22 protein-coding genes are annotated in these 23168 nt (G+C 66.6%); 7 read left to right on the top strand and 15 right to left on the bottom strand.

The genetic code is table 11. From position 1 onward, the window contains the following. Nucleotides 1-2 precede the first annotated feature (2 nt). The gene (locus WDA27_06575) at nt 3-251 is read left to right on the top strand and encodes an antitoxin (GenBank protein MFA5890599.1); all 249 of its coding nucleotides are present in this window, start codon (nt 3-5) and stop codon (nt 249-251) included. Further along, nucleotides 248-643, top strand: coding sequence for a type II toxin-antitoxin system VapC family toxin (locus WDA27_06570; GenBank protein MFA5890598.1), 396 nt, complete (start codon nt 248-250; stop codon nt 641-643). The genes WDA27_06575 and WDA27_06570 overlap by 4 nt, the downstream gene beginning before the upstream one ends. 17 nt (nt 644-660) lie before the next feature. On the opposite strand, the gene trxA is transcribed toward WDA27_06570, so the two are convergent. From trxA to WDA27_06510, 12 genes are all read right to left on the bottom strand, one after another. After that, complete coding sequence (trxA, locus tag WDA27_06565; GenBank protein MFA5890597.1) at nt 661-990, bottom strand: thioredoxin; 330 nt, start codon at nt 988-990, stop codon at nt 661-663. Nucleotides 991-1085: 95 nt separating this feature from the next. After that, a complete protein-coding gene (pepN, locus tag WDA27_06560) occupies nt 1086-3620 on the bottom strand; it encodes an aminopeptidase N (protein MFA5890596.1) in 2535 nt (844 codons plus the stop codon). A gap of 36 nt (nt 3621-3656) precedes the next feature. Then, complete coding sequence (locus tag WDA27_06555) at nt 3657-4796, bottom strand: mandelate racemase/muconate lactonizing enzyme family protein (protein MFA5890595.1); 1140 nt, start codon at nt 4794-4796, stop codon at nt 3657-3659. 76 nt (nt 4797-4872) lie between these two features. Continuing rightward, nucleotides 4873-5796 carry a thioredoxin-disulfide reductase gene (gene trxB / locus WDA27_06550; protein MFA5890594.1) on the bottom strand — a complete coding sequence of 308 codons (924 nt, stop codon included), beginning with the start codon at nt 5794-5796 and terminating at the stop codon, nt 4873-4875. Between the two features lie 73 nt (nt 5797-5869). Further along, a complete protein-coding gene (locus WDA27_06545) occupies nt 5870-6646 on the bottom strand; it encodes a zf-HC2 domain-containing protein (GenBank protein ID MFA5890593.1) in 777 nt (258 codons plus the stop codon). Then, a complete protein-coding gene (locus tag WDA27_06540) occupies nt 6643-7242 on the bottom strand; it encodes a sigma-70 family RNA polymerase sigma factor (GenBank protein ID MFA5890592.1) in 600 nt (199 codons plus the stop codon). Before WDA27_06540 ends, WDA27_06545 begins: the two co-directional genes overlap by 4 nt. Next, nucleotides 7239-8309, bottom strand: coding sequence for an alanine racemase (gene alr / locus WDA27_06535; protein ID MFA5890591.1), 1071 nt, complete (start codon nt 8307-8309; stop codon nt 7239-7241). The genes WDA27_06540 and alr overlap by 4 nt, the downstream gene beginning before the upstream one ends. Next, nucleotides 8309-9379: a peptidoglycan bridge formation glycyltransferase FemA/FemB family protein gene (locus WDA27_06530; GenBank protein MFA5890590.1), complete on the bottom strand. Its 1071-nt coding sequence runs from the start codon at nt 9377-9379 to the stop codon at nt 8309-8311. The genes alr and WDA27_06530 overlap by 1 nt, the downstream gene beginning before the upstream one ends. 46 nt (nt 9380-9425) lie before the next feature. Next, complete coding sequence (locus WDA27_06525) at nt 9426-10787, bottom strand: protein kinase (GenBank protein ID MFA5890589.1); 1362 nt, start codon at nt 10785-10787, stop codon at nt 9426-9428. Then, nucleotides 10784-11152 (bottom strand): hypothetical protein, encoded by a 369-nt coding sequence (locus tag WDA27_06520; protein ID MFA5890588.1) that lies wholly within the window; start codon nt 11150-11152, stop codon nt 10784-10786. Before WDA27_06520 ends, WDA27_06525 begins: the two co-directional genes overlap by 4 nt. Further along, a complete protein-coding gene (gene murJ, locus WDA27_06515) occupies nt 11149-12798 on the bottom strand; it encodes a murein biosynthesis integral membrane protein MurJ (GenBank protein ID MFA5890587.1) in 1650 nt (549 codons plus the stop codon). The genes WDA27_06520 and murJ overlap by 4 nt, the downstream gene beginning before the upstream one ends. 13 nt (nt 12799-12811) lie before the next feature. Then, nucleotides 12812-14902 carry a DUF6049 family protein gene (locus tag WDA27_06510; GenBank protein ID MFA5890586.1) on the bottom strand — a complete coding sequence of 697 codons (2091 nt, stop codon included), beginning with the start codon at nt 14900-14902 and terminating at the stop codon, nt 12812-12814. A gap of 34 nt (nt 14903-14936) precedes the next feature. Between WDA27_06510 and WDA27_06505 the strand changes: the two genes are divergently transcribed. From WDA27_06505 to WDA27_06490, 4 genes are all read left to right on the top strand, one after another. Continuing rightward, nucleotides 14937-15722 carry a sulfite exporter TauE/SafE family protein gene (locus tag WDA27_06505; GenBank protein ID MFA5890585.1) on the top strand — a complete coding sequence of 262 codons (786 nt, stop codon included), beginning with the start codon at nt 14937-14939 and terminating at the stop codon, nt 15720-15722. 21 nt (nt 15723-15743) lie between these two features. Continuing rightward, complete coding sequence (locus WDA27_06500) at nt 15744-16460, top strand: DedA family protein (GenBank protein ID MFA5890584.1); 717 nt, start codon at nt 15744-15746, stop codon at nt 16458-16460. 48 nt (nt 16461-16508) lie between these two features. Then, nucleotides 16509-17579 carry a PilT/PilU family type 4a pilus ATPase gene (locus WDA27_06495; GenBank protein ID MFA5890583.1) on the top strand — a complete coding sequence of 357 codons (1071 nt, stop codon included), beginning with the start codon at nt 16509-16511 and terminating at the stop codon, nt 17577-17579. Between the two features lie 162 nt (nt 17580-17741). Then, entirely contained in the window at nt 17742-19715 is a 1974-nt protein-coding gene (locus WDA27_06490) for an IPT/TIG domain-containing protein (protein ID MFA5890582.1), read from the top strand. A gap of 44 nt (nt 19716-19759) precedes the next feature. Here the strand turns inward: WDA27_06490 and WDA27_06485 are convergent, their stop codons facing one another. The 3 genes from WDA27_06485 to WDA27_06475 form a co-directional block, all read right to left on the bottom strand. Beyond that, entirely contained in the window at nt 19760-20992 is a 1233-nt protein-coding gene (locus tag WDA27_06485) for a DUF4143 domain-containing protein (protein MFA5890581.1), read from the bottom strand. Nucleotides 20993-21127: 135 nt separating this feature from the next. Beyond that, complete coding sequence (locus WDA27_06480; GenBank protein MFA5890580.1) at nt 21128-21442, bottom strand: CopG family transcriptional regulator; 315 nt, start codon at nt 21440-21442, stop codon at nt 21128-21130. Further along, on the bottom strand, nt 21443-21682 hold the full coding sequence (locus tag WDA27_06475; GenBank protein MFA5890579.1) for a hypothetical protein: 240 nt from the start codon (nt 21680-21682) through the stop codon (nt 21443-21445). Between the two features lie 196 nt (nt 21683-21878). Between WDA27_06475 and WDA27_06470 the strand changes: the two genes are divergently transcribed. Next, entirely contained in the window at nt 21879-23141 is a 1263-nt protein-coding gene (locus WDA27_06470; protein MFA5890578.1) for an Ig-like domain-containing protein, read from the top strand. The last annotated feature ends 27 nt before the right edge of the window (nt 23142-23168 follow it).

Below are 23168 nucleotides of genomic sequence, written 5' to 3'. Positions count from 1 at the left end.
CTATGAGTATCCGGTTACAGGTCATTCTTGACGAAGTCGAGATGCAAGCGATCCGTGAGGACGCACATCGAAGCGGCGTGACCGTATCCGAGTGGGTGCGCCGGTCCCTTCGCAAGAGCCGACGGGAGTCCGCGTCGGGGGATCCCGCGCGCAAGCTTGCGAGCGTGCGCGCGGCTGCGCGCCACAATTTCGCCGCCGCCGATATCGATCAGATGCTTTCGGAGATCGAACGCGGACGCGCGGGGTCGTGATCTTCATCGACTCGAATGTGCCGATGTACTTGGTCGGTGCGGAGCATCGTCACAAGAGCGACGCCACGCGCGTGCTCGACGATCTGATCGTCAGAGGGGAGCGACTCGCCACCGACGTCGAGGCGATGCAGGAGATCCTCCATCGCTACTCTGCAATCGACCGGTTGGAAGCGATCCAGCCTGCCTTTGATGTGATGCAGGAGATCGTGGACGAAATCCTGCCGGTACGCATGGAGGATGTCGAGGAGTCGAAGAGGATCGTCCTGGGTCGCTACGGGGTGTCGGCGCGCGACGCCGTCCACATCGCAGTCATGCGCGCGAACCACGTCGATCGGATCGTTAGTTTCGACACCGGCTTCGATCGCGTTCCAGGGCTCGAACGCGTCTCGTAGCGAACGCGGCGAAAACTCTAGACGAGGTAGGGCTGCAGTTCCGCCAGGATCTGTGCCTTGCCGCGCGCGCCGACGATGCGAACCTTCTCGACGCCGTCGACGAACAGCAACAGCGACGGAATCGAAAGGATGCCGTAGCGGCGCGAAACCTCGGGGTTGGCGTCCACGTCCATCTTGCCGACCACCAGCTTGTCCTTGTTCTCGCCCGCGATCTCATCCACCGTCGGAGCGACCATGTGGCACGGACCGCACCAGTCCGCCCAGAAGTCCACGAGGACGGGCTTGTCACTCTTGAGGACGGTTTGTTCGAAATCGGTGTCCGCTACGGCGATCGTGTTCGCGCCCATGAAACTTGCCTCCCAAGATGTTTGGCTCAGCCTATCGAAAGATGGTCTCAGGCCGGAAAACGCACGGCGAGGACCGATAATTCCCGAAGTCCCCGTCAGCGATTCCCGGCAGCGATGTCTACCGCGCGCGCCCGCAGGGCCCGCACCACCTGATCCCGATCTTCCAGCAGCGCTCGCCGGATGGGCGGAGGAGATGACGGGTTGGCCTCAAGATAGGCGTCGGTGCGCGCCACCAACTCGTCGCCGAGGAGCGCGATGGGGTACATGCCGCCGGCGAAGGTAGCTGCCACTTCCACCGGTCGGGTGTCCCACATGCGCTGCAGCGAGTCGAAGTACGGCTCACGGTAGGGTTCGATCAACTCGGCTTGATCGAAGCGCTGGAACCCGCCCATGTGTGCGCGGATTGTCGCAAGCGGCGTGTGCTCGCTGCAGATCGCCTCCCAGGCTTCGGCCTTTGCCTCGGGTGTCGGCTGTGCGGCGCGCGCGCCGGCGGCGTAACGCTGACCTGCGTCAGTGGGGTCGCGCTCCAGCTCCGCGGTGATCTGGGCGTCGCCGATCTCGCCGAGCCCCGCAAGGCAGCGGACGATGAACCATCGCAGGTCGGTGTCGATTGCGAGTCCTTCAAAGGAGGTGGTGCCGTCGAGCAGGTCTCGAACGGTCGCCAGGTGTTCGTCGGTGCGGGCGGTCGAGATGAACGTGCGAGCCCACAGGAGCTGAAGGTCGCTCGCGGGCTCAGCGTCGTTGAGTTGCGCCAGCGCGCGGGTCGCGAGTGCGAGACGGGCGCTGGCGCGGTTGGCCGGATCGCCGTAGAGCGTGAAGGCCTCCTGTGCCTGGGCAAGGAGCTGACCTACCGTGCTCGGATCGGTCTCGGTGTGGATGTTGTTGACGATCAGGCGCACGAAGTCGCGCGCGGCGAGTTCCGCGTCGCGCAACTGATCGGTTGCGGCCGTCCAGCACAGCGCGCGCGCAAGTGGATCCTCGAGGTCGGCCAAATGATCGGTTAGCGTCGCGAGCGAGTGCGCGTCGAGTCGGATCTTCGTGTACGCAAGGTCGTCGTCGTTGACCAGGAGCAGGTCGGCAACTTTCTCGCCGGCGAGACCGGGTATCTCGGTGCGCGCGCCGACCGCGTCCAGCTCGATGCGCCGGCGACGAACTAGGCGCGTTCCGTCGAGGTCGTACAGGCCCACCGCGATGCGATGCGAGCGCAGCGTCGGCCACCCGGCGACCGCGGTCTGCTCGAGAGCGACGCTTTGGTACGTGTCGCCGCTGGTCTCGATCGCGGCGCGGAACGTGTTCACTCCGGCCGTCTCCAGCCACTCCTTCGACCACGATGCGAGGTTGCGTCCCGAGGCTTCTTCGAGGGCGCCGAGGAACTTCGCGAGGTCGGCGTTGGAGTATTCATGCTTGCGGAAGTAGCTCCGGACGCCGTCGACGAAGGGCTGCTCGCCGACCCAGGCGACGAGTTGCTTCAGCACCGAGGCGCCTTTGGCGTAGCTGATCCCGTCGAAGTTCGTGCGTGCGGACTCGGTGTCGGGAACGTCGGCAACGATCGGGTGCGTGGTCGGCATCTGGTCTTGCATCATCGCCCAGAGCTTCTGGCCTTGGGCGAAGGTGGTCCAGGCGTTGGTGAACCTGGTGGCGCGCGCCTGTGCGAGGGTGCCCATGTACGTGGCGAAGCTCTCGTTCAGCCACAGGTCGTCCCACCAGTTCATGGTCACGAGGTCGCCGAACCACATGTGCGCCATCTCGTGAAGAATGGTCCCGGCGCGATTCTCGCGCGCGGCCTGGGTGACCTTGGACCGGAAGATCATCATCTCGTGGAACGTCACGCAACCGGCGTTCTCCATCGCCCCGGAGTTGAACTCGGGCACGAACAACTGGTCGTACTTGCCCCACATGTAGGGGTAGTTGAAGTAGGACTCGAAGAAGTCGAAGCCCTGCCGGGTGATCTCGAAGATCTCGTCGGCGTCGAGGTACTGTGCCAGCGATTGGCGGCACCAGATTCCAAGATCGATGTCGCCGTGCTGGTCGCGCACGATGTGGTAAGGCCCCGCCACGATCGCCACAAGGTACGTGGACATCGTCTTGGTTGCGGGAAACTCCCAGACCTCGCCGTCGGTTTCGGGGGACGTGTTGCTCGCGACGCTCCACCCCTTGGGCGCCGTTACCGTGAGCGCGAACGTCGCCTTGATGTCGGGTTGGTCGAAACAGGGGAAGGCCTTGTGAGCTTCGCGCGCCTCGAACTGCGTGTGCAGGTACGGGTTCTGGTCGACCGGGTCACGGAAGAAGTGCAGCCCCGTCCCCGAGCGCGAGTACTCGCACGTTGCGAAGATGCGAAGCGTGTTCTCCGCCGCGAGGTTCTCGAGCGGGAAGCGGAAGCCGGTGAACGCCGCCGGATCCAGCGGCGTGCCGTTCAGCTCGATCGATCGCATTGCGGGTGCGGTGAGGTCGAGGAACGTCGACGCGCCGGGCTCGGTGCAGCGGAAGCGAATCGTCGTTTCGCATTCAAACGTCTCGTCGCCGCGGGTGAGGTCGAGCGCGATGTCGTAGGAGACATCCGAGATGAGCCGAACGCGCGCGCGCGCCTCGTCGCGAAGGAGCGCTTCGGGGCTCAAGATCGGGGTCTGCATGCTGTTCCTTTCTGTCGGTCGATCGCGCCTTGTGAGCTAGATCGGTGTGCCGTATAGCTCGATTGCTTCCAGGTTTAGTTCGATCCCGAGTCCCGGGCCTTGTGGGAGTGCGACGGTTCCATCGGCGTTGATCGGGATCGTCTCGGTGAGCATTGCGTCGCGGACCTCCGGAACGAAGCTCGGTGGGTCATAGGGAAACTCCAGCCAGGACCCGTGCGTGGCACCCAGGACGTGAAGGTTCGCCGTCAGGCCGATACCGTTGCCCGACCACGTGTGCGGCGCGAACTCAATCCCGCAAGTGCGCGCCATGTGAGCGAGCTGCACGGCGCCGGTGATTCCGCCGGTGAACATCGCGTCGGGCTGGACGATGTCCACGCACCGGCGCTCGATCAACTCGCGGATCGGCCAGATGTCCCCCGCCAGTTCGCCCGCTGCGATCGGCGTCGTCGTTTGTGTTCGCAGTCGCGCGTAGCCCTCGAAGTCGAACTGGTCCAGCGGCTCCTCGAGCCACATAACGTCGAACTCTTCGTAGGCCTTCGCGGTCGAGAGGGCGCGCTTGAAGTCCCAGCGCGGGGAGTCCGCAACGAAGGCATCCACGCGCCACCCCTGGTTGGCGTCGCAGGCGATCTGCATTCGATCGCCGACCGCCTCGCGAACCGCCCGCACTTCGGCGATGTCGTCGCGCATTTCGGCGTGGCGTGGCCGCAGTTTCACGGCGGTGAAGCCTTGCTCCAGCGCTGCCAGAGCGTCCTCGGCGCGTTGGGCTGCCGGGCGCATCTCTCCGAAGGATGCGTAGGCCGGAACGCGGTCGCGCGCGCCGCCGAGGTAGCGGTATAGCGGCAGCCCGACTGCCTTGGCAGCGAGGTCCAGGATTGCCGCCTCGACGAACCAAACTCGTTGGCCGAGCACGCGCACGGCTGCTTCCAGGATCGGGCGCAGCTCGGCCGGTCGCGTCGGATCCCGCCCGACCAGGAACGCGCGCATCAGATTGACCGGACCGCGCGCCTCGTCGGCGAACGCGATGAAGGCGGTGATCCCTTCAAGGCCCTCGTCGGTGACCAGGCGATAGACAACGCACGAGTTTGCCGGACTCGCGAGTCCGGGCACCCAGGAAGGGGAGAACGGTTGCGGCCACGGGAAATGGCAAAGCCACGCGTCGATTCGTTCGATCTTCATGCCGCCTCCCCGCGGTTGTGTCCGCCGATTCTGTCATGCGCGGCGGCGGGTGCCAACCGGCGGGTCTGCGGCAGAGTCAGTGCCCGAGGGTCTCGAGGTAGCGTTCGACGTCGATCGCGGCGGCGCAGCCGGTGCCGGCGGCGGTGATTGCCTGGCGGAAAATGTGGTCCACCACGTCGCCGCAGGCGAACACGCCCTCGACCGACGTGTTGGTGCGCGGGTGCGCAACTCGGATGTACCCGGCGTCGTCGAGGTCGAGTTGGCCCTGGAACAGAGTCGTGTTGGGGACATGGCCGATCGCGACGAAAAGGGCGTCGGTGGCCAATTCCGAGGTTTCGCCGGTTTCGACGTTTCGCAGCAGCAATCCGGTCACCGTGGTGTCTCCGAGCACCTCGCCCACGGTGGTGTTCCAGACGAACGCCATCTTCTCGTGGGCGAGCGCGCGCTCTTGCATGATCTTGGAAGCGCGCAGCGAGTCGCGGCGGTGGATGAGCGTGACCTTGCTCCCGAAGCGTGTGAGGAACAGCGCCTCCTCGACGGCCGAGTCGCCGCCGCCGACGATGGCGATCTCTTTGCCGCGGAAGAAGAACCCGTCGCACGTTGCGCAACTTGATACTCCACGGCCGAGCAGCTCGCGCTCGCCGGGGATTCCGAGCGTGCGCGCTTTGGCGCCGGTGGACACGATCAGCGCGTTGGACTCGTAGACGGCGTCGCCGACTTCGACGCGGAACGGCCGGTTGGACAGATCGACCCTGGTCGCATCCGAGGTGATGAACTTGCCGCCGAAGCGGCCGGCCTGCGTGCGGATCTTCTCCATCAACTCGGGGCCGAGGATTCCCTCGGGGAATCCGGGGAAGTTCTCGACCTCGGTTGTGAGCATGAGCTGGCCGTAGGGCGCGGCGCCTTCGACGACCAAAGGTTCGAGATTGGCGCGCGCCGTGTAGAGCGCGGCGGTGAGCCCGGCAGGGCCGGAACCGACGATGATGACGTTCTCGGGCATCGAGATCCCCTCGCGAGCTGAAAGAAAAGTGCTGGGATTCTAACGCGCGCGCGCGAGCGGCTTGTTCCCGGGCTCAGCGCTTGCGCTGCGCGAAGAACAGCACTTCGCAGGAGTCCTGGGACACGACCCACAGCTCCAGGCGCGCGGGGGACGCCAACTCGTAGACGAGCAGGTAGGCGGGGCGTCCTTCAAAGCGCGCGTCGATGTAAGACAGCGCCTGAGGGGCGTCCTTCGAAAAGATGGCCTTCTCGCAGGCGGAAACTCCGGCCGTGTCGCCTCGGACGCTTCCGGCGGCGGTGCTTCTGGACTTCAGCGAGCCGGAGTCGGACTGGACGGGTAGTGCTTGTTCGGGGACCTGCGGGGATCCCGGGGCGGCGCTGTCGGCAGTAGCGCCCCGATAAGACGTGACCGAGGTTGGATCCCCTGCAAGCAAATCGCGCGCGGAGGCGGCGTCGAAATCCTGTTCGAGCAGGAGGATCGGGGGTCGGGCTCCAAGCGCCATCTCGGCGGTTCCCGATCCGGAGACGGGCTCCGGTCCGCGCATGGTGACGGCGGCAAACGCGATGAGTGCTGCGGCTACGCCACCGATCGCCAGCGGCAGCCGAACGCGCCGTACCTGCGAGCGTCGCGCGCGCGCGACCGCGGCGCGCAGGGCCCACGAGTCCTGCGCCGAAGGCGCGGGTTCCTCCAGCGCGCGCAGGTCGGCGACGGTCGTGCGCAACGCGGCGAGCGTCGCGCGGCACGACCCGCACTCGCCCAGGTGCGCGTCGACTTCGGCGCGCGCGGCGAACTCCAGCTCACCGTCGAGGTAGGCGGAGAGCCGCTCCTGGTCGTGCGCGGGAGTGTTCATGGTTCTTCAGTTAGAGGGGTTTGACCGCTTGATGGTTCCGTCGTTGTCGAACGCAGGTGACCGAGACGTCCGGCGATCTCGGCGCGCGCCCGGTGAACGCGGCTCTTGACGGTTCCGACCGGTATGTCCAGCACCGCTGCAACTTCAGCGTAATCCAGGCCTTGCAGGTCGTGGAGAACGAGCACTGCGCGGTGCTCGCCGGACAACTGCGTTAGGGCTCTTTGTACTTCGACGGCGCGTGTTGCGGCCCCGGCGAGTTCTTCGGGTCCCGCGGCGTCCGACGCCAGATGTTCGGCTGCATCGATCGGAGCGACTGGGCGTTTGGACGCTTTGCGAAGGTAGTCGAGCGATGCGTTGACGGCGACGCGGTGAAACCAAGTGGAAAGCCGTGCCTCTTGGCGGAAGCGCTTCAGCGAACGCAGCGCGCTGCAAAAGACCTCCTGCGTGACGTCGCGCGCGTCGTCGGGGTTTGCGCACATGCGCAATGCGACGGCGTAGACACGGCGTTCGTAGCGATTCACGATCTCGTCGAACGCACCGCGCTCGCCGCGCGCGAGTTGCTCGAGCAGCGCGGCGTCGGACTCGTGCTCGCTCACCGGTAGACCCGGTCGATTGCCGACGACACCATCAGGCGGCGCGCGGGGATGCGGGCGACGGCACCGACTTCGACGTCGTCGAGGCCCTCGAGCGAAACAGTCACCGCCTGCATCGCGACCCGGCCGACGACGGGCGCGCGCCGCTCACCGAAGTACACGGCCCGCGTAATCGGCGCGCGCCCGAGCAGCGTCGCCGCCGTGCGCGCGGCCGTGCGCGCCGCTTCGCGCGCGCTCTCGCTGCGCGCGTGGGGTTCGTTCGTGAAGCCGTCGGCGTACCCGATCGGGAGCGTCGCTACGCGCGTGGGACGCGGCGCGGTCCACTCCGACCCGTATCCGACCGTGGCGCCTTGTTGCAGCGTCCGAACCGAAACCACGTGCGCGTACCAGGCGAAGGTGTCTCGCAGCGTCCAGGGCGCGCGCGCTCCGACGGGGTTCTGTCCGTACAGCAGTGTTCCCACTCGGACCATGTCGAAGCGCGCGCCGGGAAGCGCCAGCACCGCGGCCGAGTTCGACGCGTGAGCCAGGGGCGTGAAGCCGCGCGCGCGCACTGCCGTTACGACACTCGAGAAGAGCGCGAGTTGGCGCGCGCTACTTGGGCCGGCGGCGTCGGCGAAGTGCGTCCAAATCCCGTCGGCAGTCGCGCCGCGCGCGACGATAGCCTCGGCAGCGGCGATTGCGTCCTTCGGCGTCACGCCCAGACGGCCGTTTCCGGTGTCTACCTTGAGGTGGACGTGCGCCCCCGCACCGATGCCCTCGACTGCCGCAACATCGTCGATCGTTACCGCGCACCCGAGCGCGAGCGCCTCGGCGATGTCGGGTACCGGCATCATCAGCAGGACAGGGGCATCGATCCCGGCCGCGCGCAGCGCGCGCGCCTCCTCGATGCGCGCGACGCCGAGCATCGTCGCGCCGGCATCGGCGAACACGCGCGCCGTTTCCGTCAAGCCGTGGCCGTATGCGTTCGCCTTGACGACGGCGCACAGTGCGACGCCCGCGTGATCGGCGACCGCACGCATGTTGGCGCGCAGCCCTTCGCGGGAGACCTCGACCCAGGTCGTCGCGTCCATCAGTCGGCAGCCTCCGCACCGGCGCGCCGCAAGCGTCGCAGCGCTTGCATTGCGTGCGGCGCAGCGTGACGCCACACCGAGTACCACCCGGCACGCAAGGGCAAGTCGAACGGCCCCGCGTATTCAACGTAGCGCGCGCCGAAGCCTTCCTTGAAGCGGTTGAGTCCGGCGATGTGCGGATCGGGCGCGGTGCCCTCGCGAAGCGGCGAGACCCCGCGGAAGTCGTACACGCGGTATCCGGCTTTCGTCGCCCATCGGATGGCTTCCCACTGCAGCAAGTGGTTCGGCATCACGTTGCGGTGCTCGTTGGAGGACGCGCCGTAGTTGTAGACGACGCGCTCGCCCATGGGCGTGCACAAGATCGCGGCGATTGGGCGTTCCTCGAACTCCGCGACGAACATCTTGGCCATGTCTCCGGGAGCCAGCCGGTCCCAGAGCGTGTCGAAGTACGAGCGGCCGCGTACAAGAAAGTGGTCGCGCCGAGCGGTTTCCAGCAAGATGTCGTAGAAGGCCGGCAGGTCGGCTCGAGTTCCCTCGCGGACGCGAACGCCCTTTCGTTCAGCAAGGCGAACGTTGTACCGCCACTTGGACTTGAAGCCCGCGAAGATCTTGTCTGGGTCTGCGTTCAGATCGAGCACCATCACCGCGGTCGGCTGTACTCCGCCGAAGGCGCCGCCGCGAACTTCGGCGAGGCCTTCGCGTAGAAGCGCTTCGGATGCGATTCCGGCTTCGATCGGTGGGTCGCACTTGAACATGAAGGCACCACCGGCGCGCGCGCGAATCCCTTCGAGCAGTGCTCGCAACGCGGCGGTGTCGGCGTAGTCCAGAACCGGCCCGCGCGGCGCGTACAGCAGCGGTGGAACGCCGGGCGCCGGGGTCTTTCGCAGTACCGAACACGCCGCCCGAATCCGCCCGGCGTCGTCCTCGACGATCAGCCGAAGCGCGTCCCAGCCGCTCGCGCGCTTGATCTCGCCCCACTCCCAGGATTGCAGGACGTCGGCCAAGGGGGACGCGGCGACGGCCGCATTGAAGCGCGCGCGCTCGGTTTCGTCGACTGCTCGTACTCGCACGCGGCGAGCATACCCCGCCGAACGGCGCCTCCCGGCGCGCGCGTGCTCAGGCGGCCAGGAATTCGACCTCGGACACGGCCGCGCGGAACGGGAAATCGGATTCGCTGCCGTCGTTGACGAGTTGGGTGATCCAGAGCAGGACGTATCGCGCTCGGGTTCCCGCGCGCAAGGCTACGGGCGTTTCGCTGCCGGCAGTGAAGCTCGTGACGACGCGGAAGTCGTCGGCCGAGGTGCCTGCGACGTTGGAGGTGCGGATCTCCGCCGACCACCCCGGCAGTGTGGACTCGACGCGAACGCTGCTGATTGCGCGCGCAGCTCCGAGATCGAACAGCAGCCCGACGCCCTTCTTCGGCGACATCGAGGCCACGCGATATCCCAGGGTTGCCCACGAGGTGCGTGGGTCGCCGTCGATCGCGCGGCCGACGTGCTCGGGGTGCTCCGCGCTGTTTCCCGGCGGAGGGTCGAAGTCCGAAGCGTCGGCGATGGTGATGATCGGGCCGCTCGTCGGCGTCGCGGATGCTTCCGGCGAGGGTGTGCGTGCCAGGTTGCGGGCAATCTGGACTCCCACGGTTCCCGCCACTGCAGCCAGCGCCACGATGAGCGCGACCGGAACCAGCCAACTGAGTTCGGAGCGTCGGATGTGCGGACCGCGAGCTTCCCGCGGGATCACGCGCGCGTACGGAGCGAGGGCTCCTACGAACTCGTCGAGTCCGGGGCGCCGAGACGCGTCGGGTGAGAGGGCGCGCGCCAGCAGTGCGCTCAGCGACGCCGGCACTCCCTTTCGTTGCTGTGCCGCAGATACGCCGGGTTCGGGGGCCTTGCCCGTGAGCATGTGCGACGTCAGTGCCGCGAGCGCGTAGCGGTCTGCGTCGGCAGGCAGCGCGTCGGGCTCGGGCGCGCGGTAGGCGGCCGGGACCGCTGCTGCCGCGCGTTCCGACGCGTCGGCGATGCCGGTCGCCAGAATCTTCGCGCGGCCTTCCTCGTCGAACAGCACGGTCTCCGGAGACAGCGCTCCGTGCCAAGTGCCTCGTTCGTGAAGCGCTTCGAGCCCGCGCGCCATCCCGAGGGCCGCGCGCGCGGCTTCCTCGGGGCGAAGGGGTCCGGCGCGCAATCGGTCGGCGAGCCGCCCGGCCGTGGCGTGCTCGAAGACGACGAAAGTTGGGGAGGATCCGATGTCAAAAATCCTAAGCAGGCCTGGGTGGGTGAACTGCGCGGCCTGCGCGGCGGCCTTCTGGAACGCGTGCGCGGCGGTGCGATCGGCTTCCACCTCCGGCGAAAGGATCTGCACCAGCACCGCCCGGTCGAGCACGCGATCTCGCGCCAGCCAGACTTGACCTTCGGCCCAGTTCCACTCCGGTTTGCGCAGGGAGTAGCGCTCGCCGAGCACGTCTCCCACGGCAGGACTCACGAGCTTTGCACCTCCCCTTGGTGGGTAACCTCCGCAACGGAGAACTTGCGCAAGGCCCCGATGCGATGGATGACGAAAGTCCGAGCTTGCTTTCGCACGGTCACCTTCACCGTAAGTTGCGACCGCGACACGGAGAAGTTCGCAAGCTCGCCGCCGCCCAGCTCGACGATGTCGCGCGCGGCCACCTCGGCTTTGGCGGTGCTTCCGGAGCGCGCGTAGACCCCGCCGGCTTCGTCGGCAGCGTCGATTGCGAGCCGGTCGGCCTGGACGCGCGCGACGACCACGGCACCGCCCTCGAAGACGAAGGCTGCGATAACGATGAGCAGCAACACGATCCTTGTCAGCGTGATGCCGTGCTCGTTCATCCTCGCGCTCCTCGTCGCCCGAACCGGCCACCGAGCATTCTTGCCAGAGGACGGAACTCGTCCATGTCGAGGATACGCGCCAGTGCGATGTACACGGCAAGGCCGGCTGCAACCGCAGCCCCGACTTGCGTCAAGCGTCCGGCGGTCGTTGCCAGGTCGACGCGGGATGCGAGCGCGCGCGCCACCACCCACGAGGTCCCGCCGGTCGCGATCGCGGCACTGCCGATGCGCGCGTGCGACAACGCCAGGCGCCGGCCGTCCAGGCCGCCGAGGCGCCGGCGCAACAGCACGCCGCCGGCGACGGTTCCGAACGTGTACGAGATGGCGTGCGCGAGTGCGAGGCCGGGTACTCCGAGCGCCAGGTACAGGGGAATCGCCGCGCCGACGTTCGCGCCGACGGCGATGATGTTGACGATCCAGGGAGTGCGCGTGTCCTGCATGGCGTAAAACGCGCGCATGATCTGCTGGAAAGCCGCGTAGGCGCCGAGACCGATCGCCATGAGGACGAAGGTGTCGGCAAACAACTCCGTAGAGTCGGCCTTGAATGCGCCGTGTTGCAGCAGCAGCCGGATGATCGGTCGCCCGAGGGCGACAAACCCCGCAGAGGCCGGAAGCACGATGAACGCCGTCGTGCGCAGCCCGAGCGACACGTCGCGCCGCACGGAGGCGAGGTCCCCGCGCACGTGATGCTCCGAGACCTCGCGCACGATGAAGGTCATGACGCTGACTGCGAAGATGCCGTAAGGGAGTTGATACAGGATCCAGGAGTTCTGGTATGCGGTGACGCCTCCGCGGACACCGTTGGCGAGCGCGTACACGACCCACAGTCCGACCTGGTTCACGATCACGTATCCGATCGAGTACTTGGCGAGGTTGCCGACATGACGGATCGCAGGATGGCGCCATTGGAACGCGCGCGCGCTGTAGCGACCGGGAAGGGCGCGGATGTAGGGGAACAGCACGAGCGTCATCGCAATTACGCCGAGTGTCGTGCCGCCGCCGAGCAACATCTTGTCGGAGAAGGACAGGTCTTGCAGTTGCGGCGCACCCGCGGCGTGGCGTAACCGGAAAAGGGCGAACGTGGCGATCACGATGACGTTGTTCAGCAATGGAGCGAACATCGGAGCGGCGAACTTGCGATGGGCATTGAGCAGTCCGGTCAGCACTGCTCCGACGGCGTAGAAGATCATTTGCGGCATGAACAGGCGCAGCAGGAAGGCACCCACTTGCTCCTGCAGGATCTTGTCGGGACCGCTGAGGTGGAAGGTGTAGATCTTGATGAGCCACGGAGCGGCAACCACCGTCACGACCGAGAACACCGCTGCCGTGGCTATCCCGATGTTGAGGATCGAGGAGGCTAGTCCCCAGGCTTCCTCTCGATCGCGCTTGGCCAAGTACTCGACGAATACCGGCACGAAGATCGTTGCCAGCACTTCGCCGAGCACGAGTTGGTAGACGATGTTCGGCATCGAGTTGGCGAGGTTGTAGGTGTCGGGGAGTTTCGACTCGACGCCCCCGATTGCCCACGCCATGACCGCCAGCCTGACGAAACCGGTGATGCGTGACAGCGCCGTGCCGGAACTCATGACGGCTGTGGCGCGCTTCAGTGATGGGCCTGCGGGAGTCGGCGACGCCTGATCGGACATTGCCGCGAGCGTATCAGTGGGCGCGGGGTGCGGCGGCGACTGATCGTCCGGTTCTGCGTCGATGCAGGCCGCGACCGATCCAAGCCACGAGGAGGAAGACCGTGCTGCCCCCGACGGCCGCAAGCGCGAAGGTGCTTACAACGGTGGAGCGGACGACGATCTGGCCGCGCGCCAGCACCCGCGCGCCGCCGGGAGTGCGGACGTCGATATCGACGGGGAAAGAGCCGGTTCCGAGCGCCTCGATCTCGAAGTCGAAGGTCTCGTCTGCATCCTGCAACTCCACGGTCCGCGCGGCTCCGGCCGGGAAGCCGATCTTGGCGCTTTGCAGCCTTACCCGAACTCGTACGGGGAAATGATTGCCGTTCAGCAGGGTCACCGGGACCGCGCCGGTTTTGGAGGTCAGGGTGACGCGACGTCCGGACACCACGCGAATGTGATCGACGACTTCATCCACGCGCGCGGTCACTGCGCGCGCGAGCGCGGCGCCGGCCCTCGGGGCGGCGTCCCATTCGGCCGACTCCGACAGCAAGATCAGCCGGTCCAGTCGGTCGATCCCCGGGGCGGTTTCGGCCGCGATCTGGGTCAACAGGCGCAGCGAGTTGCGCGCGGCGCGCGCCGCGCGCAGATGCGGGCGGTCCGGCCGCGCCGGCGATGGAAGCGCGACCGGCGAGTTCTTGGGTGCCAGAACACGTGCGGCCTCAGATGCCGGGCGCATCCGGATCCACGGCGCCGTCCGGAACCCATCCACCGCTGCCCCCAGAGCCACGTAATCCGGCAGACGCCGTGACGCCAACACCAGGACGCGCTCGGCGGCGAATCCGGGCATCTCCAGCCAGGCGCTCGCGGTTTCGGCAATCAACGCCTGAGCCGGCAAAGGTCCTTGCCCGCTGGCGTCTAGGCGCGCGCGCAGTGCGACGTCGGGCAGCAGCGCCGTGTACTTCGTCGAGCGCGCGCGCACCGCGATCGGAGTCGACGGTCCGAACAGATTTGGTTGGAAAGGCGCATCGGCACTCGGGGGGACTGCTCCGGCGTCGAGCACTAGGTTGCGGACTCCCAGCGGTGCCAGAAGCGTGCCGCTGAGGTTGTCGAAGGTGAACGCCGGCGGCAAGAGCGTGTCTGCCGATGCCGCGCGCCCCAGTCGGGACTCGATCACGGTTCGACCAAGCACGAACTGGCGCAGAAGGTCCTCTCGCAGCCCGCGGCGGGCGAGCGAAGGCAGGTCAACCGGCGCGTAGGGAACGGATGCGACTTCGGCTACCGAAGCTGCGGCGCGCTTGGTCGCGTCGATGAACGCCGCGGCGTTCTGCGCCGTCGGGCTGGTCGCAGGGATCGAAACGACTCCTGCGGGGCCGTTGGCGGCAAACCCGTCGGAGAGGTCGGCCGCAGCGTCCAGCAATGATGGGTTCGGCGCGAGCGTCACCGCGAGTCCGGGGCGCGCTGCGAGCACTTCCATTTGCTGCGCAAGCGCGTGCGTGCCGAGAGCATCAACCACGGACGCCTCGTACACGCCGTCGGGGCGCGTGACCGTTGCTGCGGTGAGCGGCATGATCCACGTGAGGTTAAGTCGCGACGAGGGTGCGCTTCCCAGGGCGGGGACGGCGGTCCAGGCCGACGCGGATCCGGTCGAATGGCGCATGGCGATTTGGACCGGATAGACGCCGGTGCGTGCCAGGGTCGGGGATATCTCGGCGACGGTCTTGGTGATCCTTATCGTGCGCTGCTCTCCGGGAGCGATCGTGTCCTGGATCCGCTGAGGGATGCTCGTCACCGGACGCGAGGAGCGTCCGTGGTCGAGGGCCAGTCGCAATTCCGAGCGTGAACGGACCCGGGAGTAGAACGCGACGCGAACGAACACGTCCTCGAGCGCGACATCCGTCGGGTTGAGGATCTGAACCGTGACGCGAAACGGGTGTTCGCGGTCCATCCACGGCGAGATCGAGACAACGCGCAAGACCGCGGACGCCTCCTCTGAGGACGGCGAGGGCGCGGGCGACGACGATGGCGGCGAGGGCGAGGGCGACGGGGACACCTGTGCGCGCGCCGGAAGGACGACAAGAACGCACCCGGCGGCGAGTGCGAGGGCGATCGATATCCGGCGGAGCACGCCAGGATGCTATCGGTCGCGGTAGCATCGCCGCATGCCGGCCGACCGACGCGCCTTGTACGTCGCCGTCGGCATGGCCGGCGGCATGGCCGGCGGGCTGCTGGGCGTCGGGGGCGGAGTGGTAATGGTTCCCGCGCTCGTGCTGGGTCTTCGGTTCGCACAGCGGCGCGCGCACGCGGCTTCGCTCTCCGCGATTCTGCCGATCGGGGTCGTCTCCACGGTGCTCTATCTTTGTGACGGGAACGTCAACGGGGCGATTGCGGTGCCGCTGGCTCTCGGGAGTGTCATGGGTGTGCCGATGGGGGTCAGGTTGCTGGCTCGTGTTCCCGAGTCGGCGCTGCGCGCAACCTTCGTTGCCACGGCCGTCCTGGCGGGCGTGAAGCTGCTGTTTCAGTTCGGCAGCGGCGCCGAGTTTGTGGTCCTGACCGGCGCGGCGCGCTTCGCGGTTGCGTTCGGAGTCGGGCTGCTGGCCGGCGTGTACGCAGGGTTGCTCGGGGTCGGCGGCGGGATCGTCATGGTTCCGGCGATGACTATTCTGTTGGGACAGGCGCAGCACATCGCGCAGGGAACTTCGCTGCTGGTGATCATTGCCACCGCAAGCGCAGGAACGGCGGCGAACCTTCGTCGCGGACTGCTGGACGTTCGCGTCGGCGCGTGGCTCGGCGTGGGTGGCGCCGTCGGAGCCGTGATCGGCGCGCTGCTGGCGCGGTCGATCCCGGAGGCGGCACTCGGCCGGGCATTCGGAGCATTCGTCATCCTCGTGGCGATTCAGCTTCTTCTTTCGCCGGGGCGCGCGCGCGCGCCCGATCGCACCGGCTGACCGCGGAAGTAGGATTCGCTCGTGCTCACGGATCTGATCGAAACGCTGACTCCTTGGTTCTCCGACTGGGGGCTGCTGATTATTTTCGTCGCGGTCTTTTTGGAGTCGAGCGTGTTCGTTGCCTCGGTGCTCCCGGGAGAGGCAGTGTTGCTGTTCGGGGGGTTTCTGTCTTCACCGAATTCGATCCTGGGTGATGCGCCTCCCTTGCACCTTGAGCAGGTGATTGCCGTCGCTTTTGCGGGCGCGCTGCTCGGGGATCTCACCGGGTACGTGCTGGGCCGGGTCGCCGGGCGCGCGATCGTGCGTCGTTTCGGCCGCTACTTCTTCCTTCCGGAACGGCGGTTGCCCGTCCTCGAGTCGTACTTCCGGCAGTACGGGGGGCGCGCGATCTTGTTCGGCAGGTTCGCCCCCTTCTTTCGGAGCATTCGCACGCTGGTTGCCGGGATCGCGCGCCTGCCGGTGCACCGCCTGATTGCGCCCGACGTCGCCGGCGCGGCGGCCTGGACGGCGGCCGTTGCGGGCTTGGGGTTCCTGCTAGGGGAGTCGTGGCAAATCGCCGATCGATACCTCGGGGCCGGCGGCTTCGTGGTCTTCGTAATCCTGGCAGTGCTGTTCAACCTGTCCTGGCGCGGCGTTCGCAAGGCCGTCCAGCGTGAGTTGGACAGCGGCGGACAGGCGAAGCTGGGAGCTTCCGCGCCCGAGAAGGATCTCCGCACGGATTCCGACGAACAGGGGTAAAGCGTTCACGCCCGGACACCGATGCTTGAGAGGGGGAGAGACCGACCCATGGACATCGGATACTTGCTTCGAATGGCGGCCGAGCGGGAGGCCTCGGACGTTCACGTACGCGCCGGCGCGCCCGCATACCTGCGTATCGACGGGGACCTGATTCCTGTGCCGGGCGATCCGATGACCGCCGACGAGTGCGAAGTGCTCGCTCTTTCGCTCATGCCGTCCGAACAGCACGAGGCGTTCCTTCGCAACAACGAGGCCGACTTCGCTTACACCGAACCCGGGGTCGGCCGGTTCCGCGTGAATGCTTTTCGTCAGCGCGGGCTGGTGGGCCTGGCGATGCGCCGGGTGCTGCCCGCGACGCGGTCGTTCGAGTCTCTCGGGCTGCCACCGACAGTGCGTGAACTTGCCGAGGAACGCCGCGGCCTCGTGCTCGTAACCGGTATGACCGGCAGCGGCAAGACGACAACGACTGCGGCGATGATCAACCACATCAACATGACGCGGCGCTGCCACATCGTGACCATCGAGGATCCCATCGAAGTGATCCACGAAGACCGTATGGCGATCGTCGATCAGCGCGAGGTCGGGATCGACACCGCCGATTTCCACGCAGCGCTTCGATCCGTCACTCGCCAGGATCCCGACGTCATCTTCATCGGCGAGATGCGCGACACCGAGACAGTGGCCGCGGCGTTGCATTCCGCCGAGACCGGACACCTGGTGATCTCGACCCTGCACACCACCGACGCGACCGAGACCGTCAACCGCGTCATCGACTTCTATCCGCCGTATCAGCAGATGCAGGTGCGCCTGTCGCTTGCCGGGTCGCTCAAGGGAATCGTGTGTCAGCGCTTGCTGGCGCGCGCCGACGGCAGCGGCCGCGTTCCCGCGCTGGAGGTGCTGGTCGCCAACGGCCGCATCCGCGAGATGATCGCGAACCCCGAAGAGACCGAGCAGATCGCCTCAGTGATCGAAGAAGGCGAGTACTACGGCATGCACACCTTCGACCAGCACCTCATCCGACTATACGAAGCCGGCGAGGTGTCGATGGAAGAAGCCCTCACGGCCGCCACCAGCCCCCACGACCTCACCGTGAGAATGCGCCAAGCCGGCCTCGCGTGACGCTAGTTCCCGACCGCCGCATTCGGCCCGGGATTCGTCGCTGCGTCTCGAGATCCCTGCGTCTCCGCCGCCTGTCGCTGTGACGCACATTGTCCGGGTTCGTCTACAATTGCGCGCTGAGTGGGGTTCCAATAGGAGCAGTTGGAGACGGGGGAAGACATTATGCGCGTGAAGACTCGAATGCTGTCTGTGCTGACGGGAACTCTTGCGTTCCTCATGGTGTTTACGGGGGTGGCTCTCGCTGCGACGGTGACGTCGACAAACCCGAGTTCCCGCGGTCAAGGCGCGACGAGCCAAAACGTTACGGTCAATGGAACGGGCTTCCAGAGCGATGCCACAGTGAGTTTCGACTCCGGCATCACTGTGAACTCGACGACATTTGTAGACGCTACTCAACTCATCGCCAACATCACGGTTGCCCCGACCGCGACGGTCGGTGTTCACGTTCTCACGGTTGCCCAAGGCCTCGGCGGCCTCGACACCGCCTCCTGCGCGAGTTGCTTCACCGTCAACGCCGCCCCGACTGCGACCTCCGCGAGCCCTCTCTCGCGCGGCCAAGGCGCAACATCTCAAACCGTCACGATCACCGGAACCGGATTCCAAGACGGTGCAACAGTGGCGTTCTCCGGCTCGGGTGTCGCCGTGGCCTCCACCACGTTCGTCAGCGCCACCAGTCTGACCACCGTCGTCAACGTCGCTTCCGACGCCGCAACCGGCGCGCGCACCATCACCGTCACCAACCCCGACGCGGCAACTCCGGCTACCTGTGCGGACTGCCTCACAGTCAACGCCGCCCCCACCCCGACGTCTGCGTCGCCGTCGTCGCGCGGCCAAGGCGCAACATCTCAAACCGTCACGATCACCGGAACCGGATTCCAAGACGGTGCAACGGTGGCGTTCTCCGGTTCGGGCGTCACCGTGGCATCGACCACGTTCGTCAGCGCCACCAGTCTGACCACCGTCGTCAACGTCGCTTCCGACGCCGCAACAGGCGCGCGCACCATCACCGTCACCAACCCCGACGCGGGCGTGAAGACGTGCCCGGCTTGCTTCACCGTCAACGCCGCTCCCACTGCGACGATCACCCTTCCGGCATCCCTGGATGATCTCGTGAGCGTTGATTTCAGTCACGCGGTTTCCGGCGTGACCGAGAGCAACTTCGTTCTGCGCAACACCGGGACGGGGTCTGTGGTCGACGCACTTCTCCTGTGTGCGGACAGCGCAGGCGACTCGGGCAGTCTGGTCGATTGCGGAACCGGCCCAGTCGCTACCGCAGCTCTTTTCCCCTACGACTACCTGACGGCCGGCCAGCGATACTCGGTCACCGTCAATCCGTCCGAAGTCACTCCCGCGAAAGACTCGACGGGATCGCCCGTGCCGACGACCGTACGCGCATTCCGCGCGTCAAAGATCGAGCAGGAAAGCAGTTTCGGCGCGCGCTTTGTTTGGCGAGGCGTGCGCGCGTCGGGTGCCCACGGCGGCTCCTATGTTGAGGAGAGTCTGGCGGGTGCGTCCGTGTGGTATCTGTTCGCCGGCACATCGGTGACCTGGTATACGGTCACCGGGCCGAACAAGGGAACCGCGACCGTCACGATCGACGGGGTCAACAAAGGAACGTTCAACCAGTATGCGTCGAGCGCGCACTACAAGGTCGCGCGCACGTTCTCGGGCCTGACGGACGACATCCACGAGATCACGATCAAGGTGACGGGAAAGAAGGGGTCTTCCTCGGGAACCGGGACGCTGGTTGCCGTTGACGCGTTCAAGTGGGACGGAGTCGTTGACGCCTCGCCGGACGTGGACGCGTTCTGGAAACGCTTTTCGGCCTCGAGCGCTTCCGGCGGGAAGTTCGCTTCTTCGCCCACCAAGGGTGCGAACGTGTGGTTCTCGTTCCGAGGCACCGGCGTGGACTGGTACACGGTCACGGGCACGAATCAGGGCAAGGCAACGGTCTACATCGACGGCGTCTCCAAGGGAACGTTCGACAACTACTCGTCGAGCACCAAGTACGGCGTTCGCCGGTCCTTCCGCGGCCTTTCCGACGAAGAGCACACGATCCGCATCGTGGTGGCGGGGACGAAGAACTCGTCGTCGTCGGGAACGTACGTCGCAGTCGATCGCTGGGTCGTGGTGTGACGCGTTCCAGCCGACCCGATACGTGCTCGCGGCGCCGGAGCTGATTAGGCCCACAAAGTGGCGATGGGCGCCGCGAGGATGCGGTCGGCAAGCGAGTAACTGCGCGGACCCGTGTGAAGCACGACCCCAGCGACGAACCGGTTGCCGAGTTTGTCTCGGAGCCAAGCCAAGTGCTTCGCTGCCGCGAGGTCGGGCGCCGCGTTTGCCTTGATCTCGATTCCGACGATCCCTCCTCCGGCCAACTCGGCCAGGAGATCCACCTCATGACGGCCTTCTTCCTGCCGAAGGTGGTACAGGCGCGGACGAGACTCGGCGAGCGGGGTTTCGGCGCGGACTTGGCTGGTGACAAAGGTGTCGAGAACTCGTCCAAGGATCTCCCCGTCCCGCATGATCCCGGCGGCATCCAAACGCAAGCCCCCGGCGAGCAACGCCGCATCGGTGAGGTAACGCTTTGGCGCGCGCGCCAAGCGCTTGAGGCGGTTCGACGTCCACGACGGCAGGGTTTCTGCGATCAGCAAGTTCAGCAGAAGCTCTTCGTAGGCCAGGGCGGTCTTTCGATTGATCCCGGCGGTTTCGAGCAGCGTCGTGTCGTGAATGATACCGGCGGAGTTCACGGCATAGGCCTCGAAGTAGCGGGCGAGACGAATCGGATCCCGGCCCGTTTCGATCTGCGCGGCGTCGCGCGTAAGGAGCTGGTCGATGTAGCTCTCCATCCACCGCTGCCTTGCGGCGTCCGAGAGCGAAAGCGCCGCCTCCGGGAAGCCCCCGAGAAGAGCCAGCTCGACGTAGCCGCGAAGATCTGGGGGATCCGACGGGACTCGAAGTTCGTCGCCTCGCGCGAGCCGGTCCAGCAATGGGGCGGTTCCCGGGTTGCCGCGTTGCTCGGCCACCGTCATCCCGAACATCGGCACTCGCACCAGCCTGCCGGTTCCCGGCCAGGTTTCGGCATCGAGGTCGGCCCGCACAGATCCGGTCAACAAGTAGCGGCCGGGGCGCGGGTCGGCATCGACTGATCTCTTGACGGCCCCCAAAACCTCAGGCACGGCCTGCCACTCGTCCAGCAGGACCGGTTCCTCCAGGGTGCGAAGTGCGGCATCGGGATCGGCCCGAAATGCGGCGGCTTCGGCCGGCCGGTCGAGGCGCACGACCGTTGCCGCAAGCCGCGACGCCGTTGTCGTCTTGCCGGTCGCGCGTGGGCCGACGATAAGTAGAGCCGGCAACTCGCCGAGAAGCCCCGAGAGGAGCGGTTCGACGGCACGGGTTCGGTACTCGGCCACGTGGGACACGATACCACTATTCCGCAGCCACAACTACCGCTATCCCGCACCTGGCAATACCAGTTCTCCGCGCCTGGTGTGATGCGGCGGCCCTGCCGGTCGTGGACATCCGCGGAAGATGTCCTCCCAGCCGCTTCAGGATGTGAGGTAGCGCTCGAGCGCTTCGCGCGCGACCGCCGACACGCGTTTCCCTTCGCGCTTCGCGCGCGCCGCTGCTTTGGCCCGCAGCGCCGGAGGAAGCCGGAAGGTGACTTGCGGGGAGGACTTCGCTTTGCCGGTGAGCGACGGTCGACCGCGTCCCGTTCTCTCGTGGACGTCGGCAACGGCGCGCCGAACGTAGTCGGGCGTGATGCGGCGGCCCTGCCGGTCGCGGAGTTCCTCTCGCTTCAGATCGGCGTCACGACCGTCTGCCGGTTCATACTTGGCGGCTTCCGCCTTCTTCGCGCCCATTCACTTCCTCCGATAGGCGTACGGCATCACGTGAATGATCAGGATGTACTCCGGTAGATCTATGCCGATGACTTCCAACACAACACCTCGGTCGTCGCGGCCGATCCAGAGCAGTCGCTCGTCAATGTCACCTTCGGCGGGAATCCGTTCGGGCTCTCCTGCCCGGTTCATCGTCGCGAGGATGTGTGCCTTGCCGATACGTCGCTTGCGAGCGGACTGAGTCAGTCGGACCTTACGCATGATTATTATTGCACTGCACTAATCGGTCGGCAAGCTTTCGATTCGATCGCCTGGTACGTAAGCCCGTTCAGAACTCCGGGAATCCAAGGCGGGTGAATGTGTCACGTGTCTACCGCAGGCGCCACCCGATCTGTCCGATTCGCTACGATGAGGGCGATTCGGCGGGCGCGCGCCCTGCCGGTGAAGGGAGCCTCGGGTGAAGACGCGTCGTTGGATTGCCGCCGCCGCCGCTGTGTTCGCGGTGGCCGGAGTGCTGCCTGCGGGAGCCGCAGGGGACACTACCCACGCGCTGATGGCAGACAGGTCGCGAGGGTTCGTGAAGACCCCGGCACTTGCCGCGCTGCTTGCGGCCAACCGGGACCCGTTCTTGAGCGGAGCGCTGTACCCCGACTCCGGCTACGTCGCGCGCGACGCCCAGGTCCCCGGCGGCGACTACGGCGAGGTTTCTCATTGGGAGAACTTCATCAACGCTTACGTCGCGCACATTCGCTCCAAGCCGGAGTGTGCGGCGGTCACCAATCCCACGGGGCCGTGCGCGCCGATGATCGCGCACCTGCTGGGCGCGGCTGCGCACGGGATGGGCGACGAGATCTGGGACTGGCTCTTCGAGCCGCTCGCCACCGACCACGGCGAGTTTCCGGATCACCCCGTCGCGAGCGGCGATCCCCTCGGGGGCATTCCGCCGGGGAGCCTGATCAACAGCATCGAGTACGCGATGGACATGATCGCGATCAAGGACCACTTCCTGTGGGCCGAGATCCCGCACTATGTTCCGCCGGCCGAGGATCTGGTCGCGGTGTATTCCTCGATCGGCCGCGATGACATCTCGACCCAGGGAATCGTCGTCGGCAACGCGCTCGAGTCGGCGATCATCGCTGCCGAGCGCTTCGGCGCGGCGGTGGACGGCGAGCGGGTGCGCGCGCAGATGCCGTGGTCGTCCGCGCACTTCTACTCTGAGTCCGGCGGCGTGATCTTCTCGGCGCGCGCCATCGCCGGCTACACCGAAGGACTGTGGCGGAAGCTGACCGCTGCCCCCGGAGTGCATCCCGCCCCGGCGGTTGTGGCTTTCCATCCCGAGCACAACGAAACCGGCGTTCCTTGGAAGTGGCACCCTGCGCTCACCTCTCCGGGTCAGGACTCGGGCGGCGGCGAGAACCGGATCCTCGTGTCGTTGTCGAACTCTGTGGATCCGGCGACGGTGACGCCGACGAGTTTCATCTTGATCGGCCCGGACTTCTCGGTGATCCCGCCGCTTGCGGGGTTTCCCAAGGCTGGACCGTGGGGCCCGGACGGGACACACACGATCCTGTACTACCCCGCGATTGATCTGCAGCCGTGCACGCAGTACACGGCGGTGGCCACGTCGGCGTTGAAGGACCACGCCGGTGCGTCGTTGACGCGCGCTGCTTCTTGGAGTTTCGTGACGCGCGCCGCCGACGGCGTGGGTTCCTGCGAGTAACGCCTTCGGACACAGCGGCTATTCTGA

Source organism: Actinomycetota bacterium (assembly GCA_041658565.1).
In the GTDB taxonomy this organism is placed as follows: domain Bacteria; phylum Actinomycetota; class AC-67; order AC-67; family AC-67; genus JBAZZY01.
The sequence above is the reverse complement of the archived record's forward strand: the minus strand, read 5'-3'. Positions and strand labels throughout refer to the sequence as shown.

Excerpts from the sequence above, each read along its gene's own strand:
- WDA27_06575 (MFA5890599.1), top strand. The coding sequence starts at position 3 with ATGAGTATCCGGTTACAGGTCATTCTTGACGAAGTCGAGATGCAAGCG.
- trxA (MFA5890597.1), bottom strand. The coding sequence starts at position 990 with ATGGGCGCGAACACGATCGCCGTAGCGGACACCGATTTCGAACAAACC.
- pepN (MFA5890596.1), bottom strand. The coding sequence starts at position 3,620 with ATGCAGACCCCGATCTTGAGCCCCGAAGCGCTCCTTCGCGACGAGGCG.
- WDA27_06555 (MFA5890595.1), bottom strand. The coding sequence starts at position 4,796 with ATGAAGATCGAACGAATCGACGCGTGGCTTTGCCATTTCCCGTGGCCG.
- trxB (MFA5890594.1), bottom strand. The coding sequence starts at position 5,796 with ATGCCCGAGAACGTCATCATCGTCGGTTCCGGCCCTGCCGGGCTCACC.
- WDA27_06545 (MFA5890593.1), bottom strand. The coding sequence starts at position 6,646 with ATGAACACTCCCGCGCACGACCAGGAGCGGCTCTCCGCCTACCTCGAC.
- alr (MFA5890591.1), bottom strand. The coding sequence starts at position 8,309 with ATGGACGCGACGACCTGGGTCGAGGTCTCCCGCGAAGGGCTGCGCGCC.
- WDA27_06520 (MFA5890588.1), bottom strand. The coding sequence starts at position 11,152 with ATGAACGAGCACGGCATCACGCTGACAAGGATCGTGTTGCTGCTCATC.
- murJ (MFA5890587.1), bottom strand. The coding sequence starts at position 12,798 with ATGTCCGATCAGGCGTCGCCGACTCCCGCAGGCCCATCACTGAAGCGC.
- WDA27_06505 (MFA5890585.1), top strand. The coding sequence starts at position 14,937 with ATGCCGGCCGACCGACGCGCCTTGTACGTCGCCGTCGGCATGGCCGGC.
- WDA27_06495 (MFA5890583.1), top strand. The coding sequence starts at position 16,509 with ATGGACATCGGATACTTGCTTCGAATGGCGGCCGAGCGGGAGGCCTCG.
- WDA27_06490 (MFA5890582.1), top strand. The coding sequence starts at position 17,742 with ATGCGCGTGAAGACTCGAATGCTGTCTGTGCTGACGGGAACTCTTGCG.
- WDA27_06480 (MFA5890580.1), bottom strand. The coding sequence starts at position 21,442 with ATGGGCGCGAAGAAGGCGGAAGCCGCCAAGTATGAACCGGCAGACGGT.
- WDA27_06475 (MFA5890579.1), bottom strand. The coding sequence starts at position 21,682 with ATGCGTAAGGTCCGACTGACTCAGTCCGCTCGCAAGCGACGTATCGGC.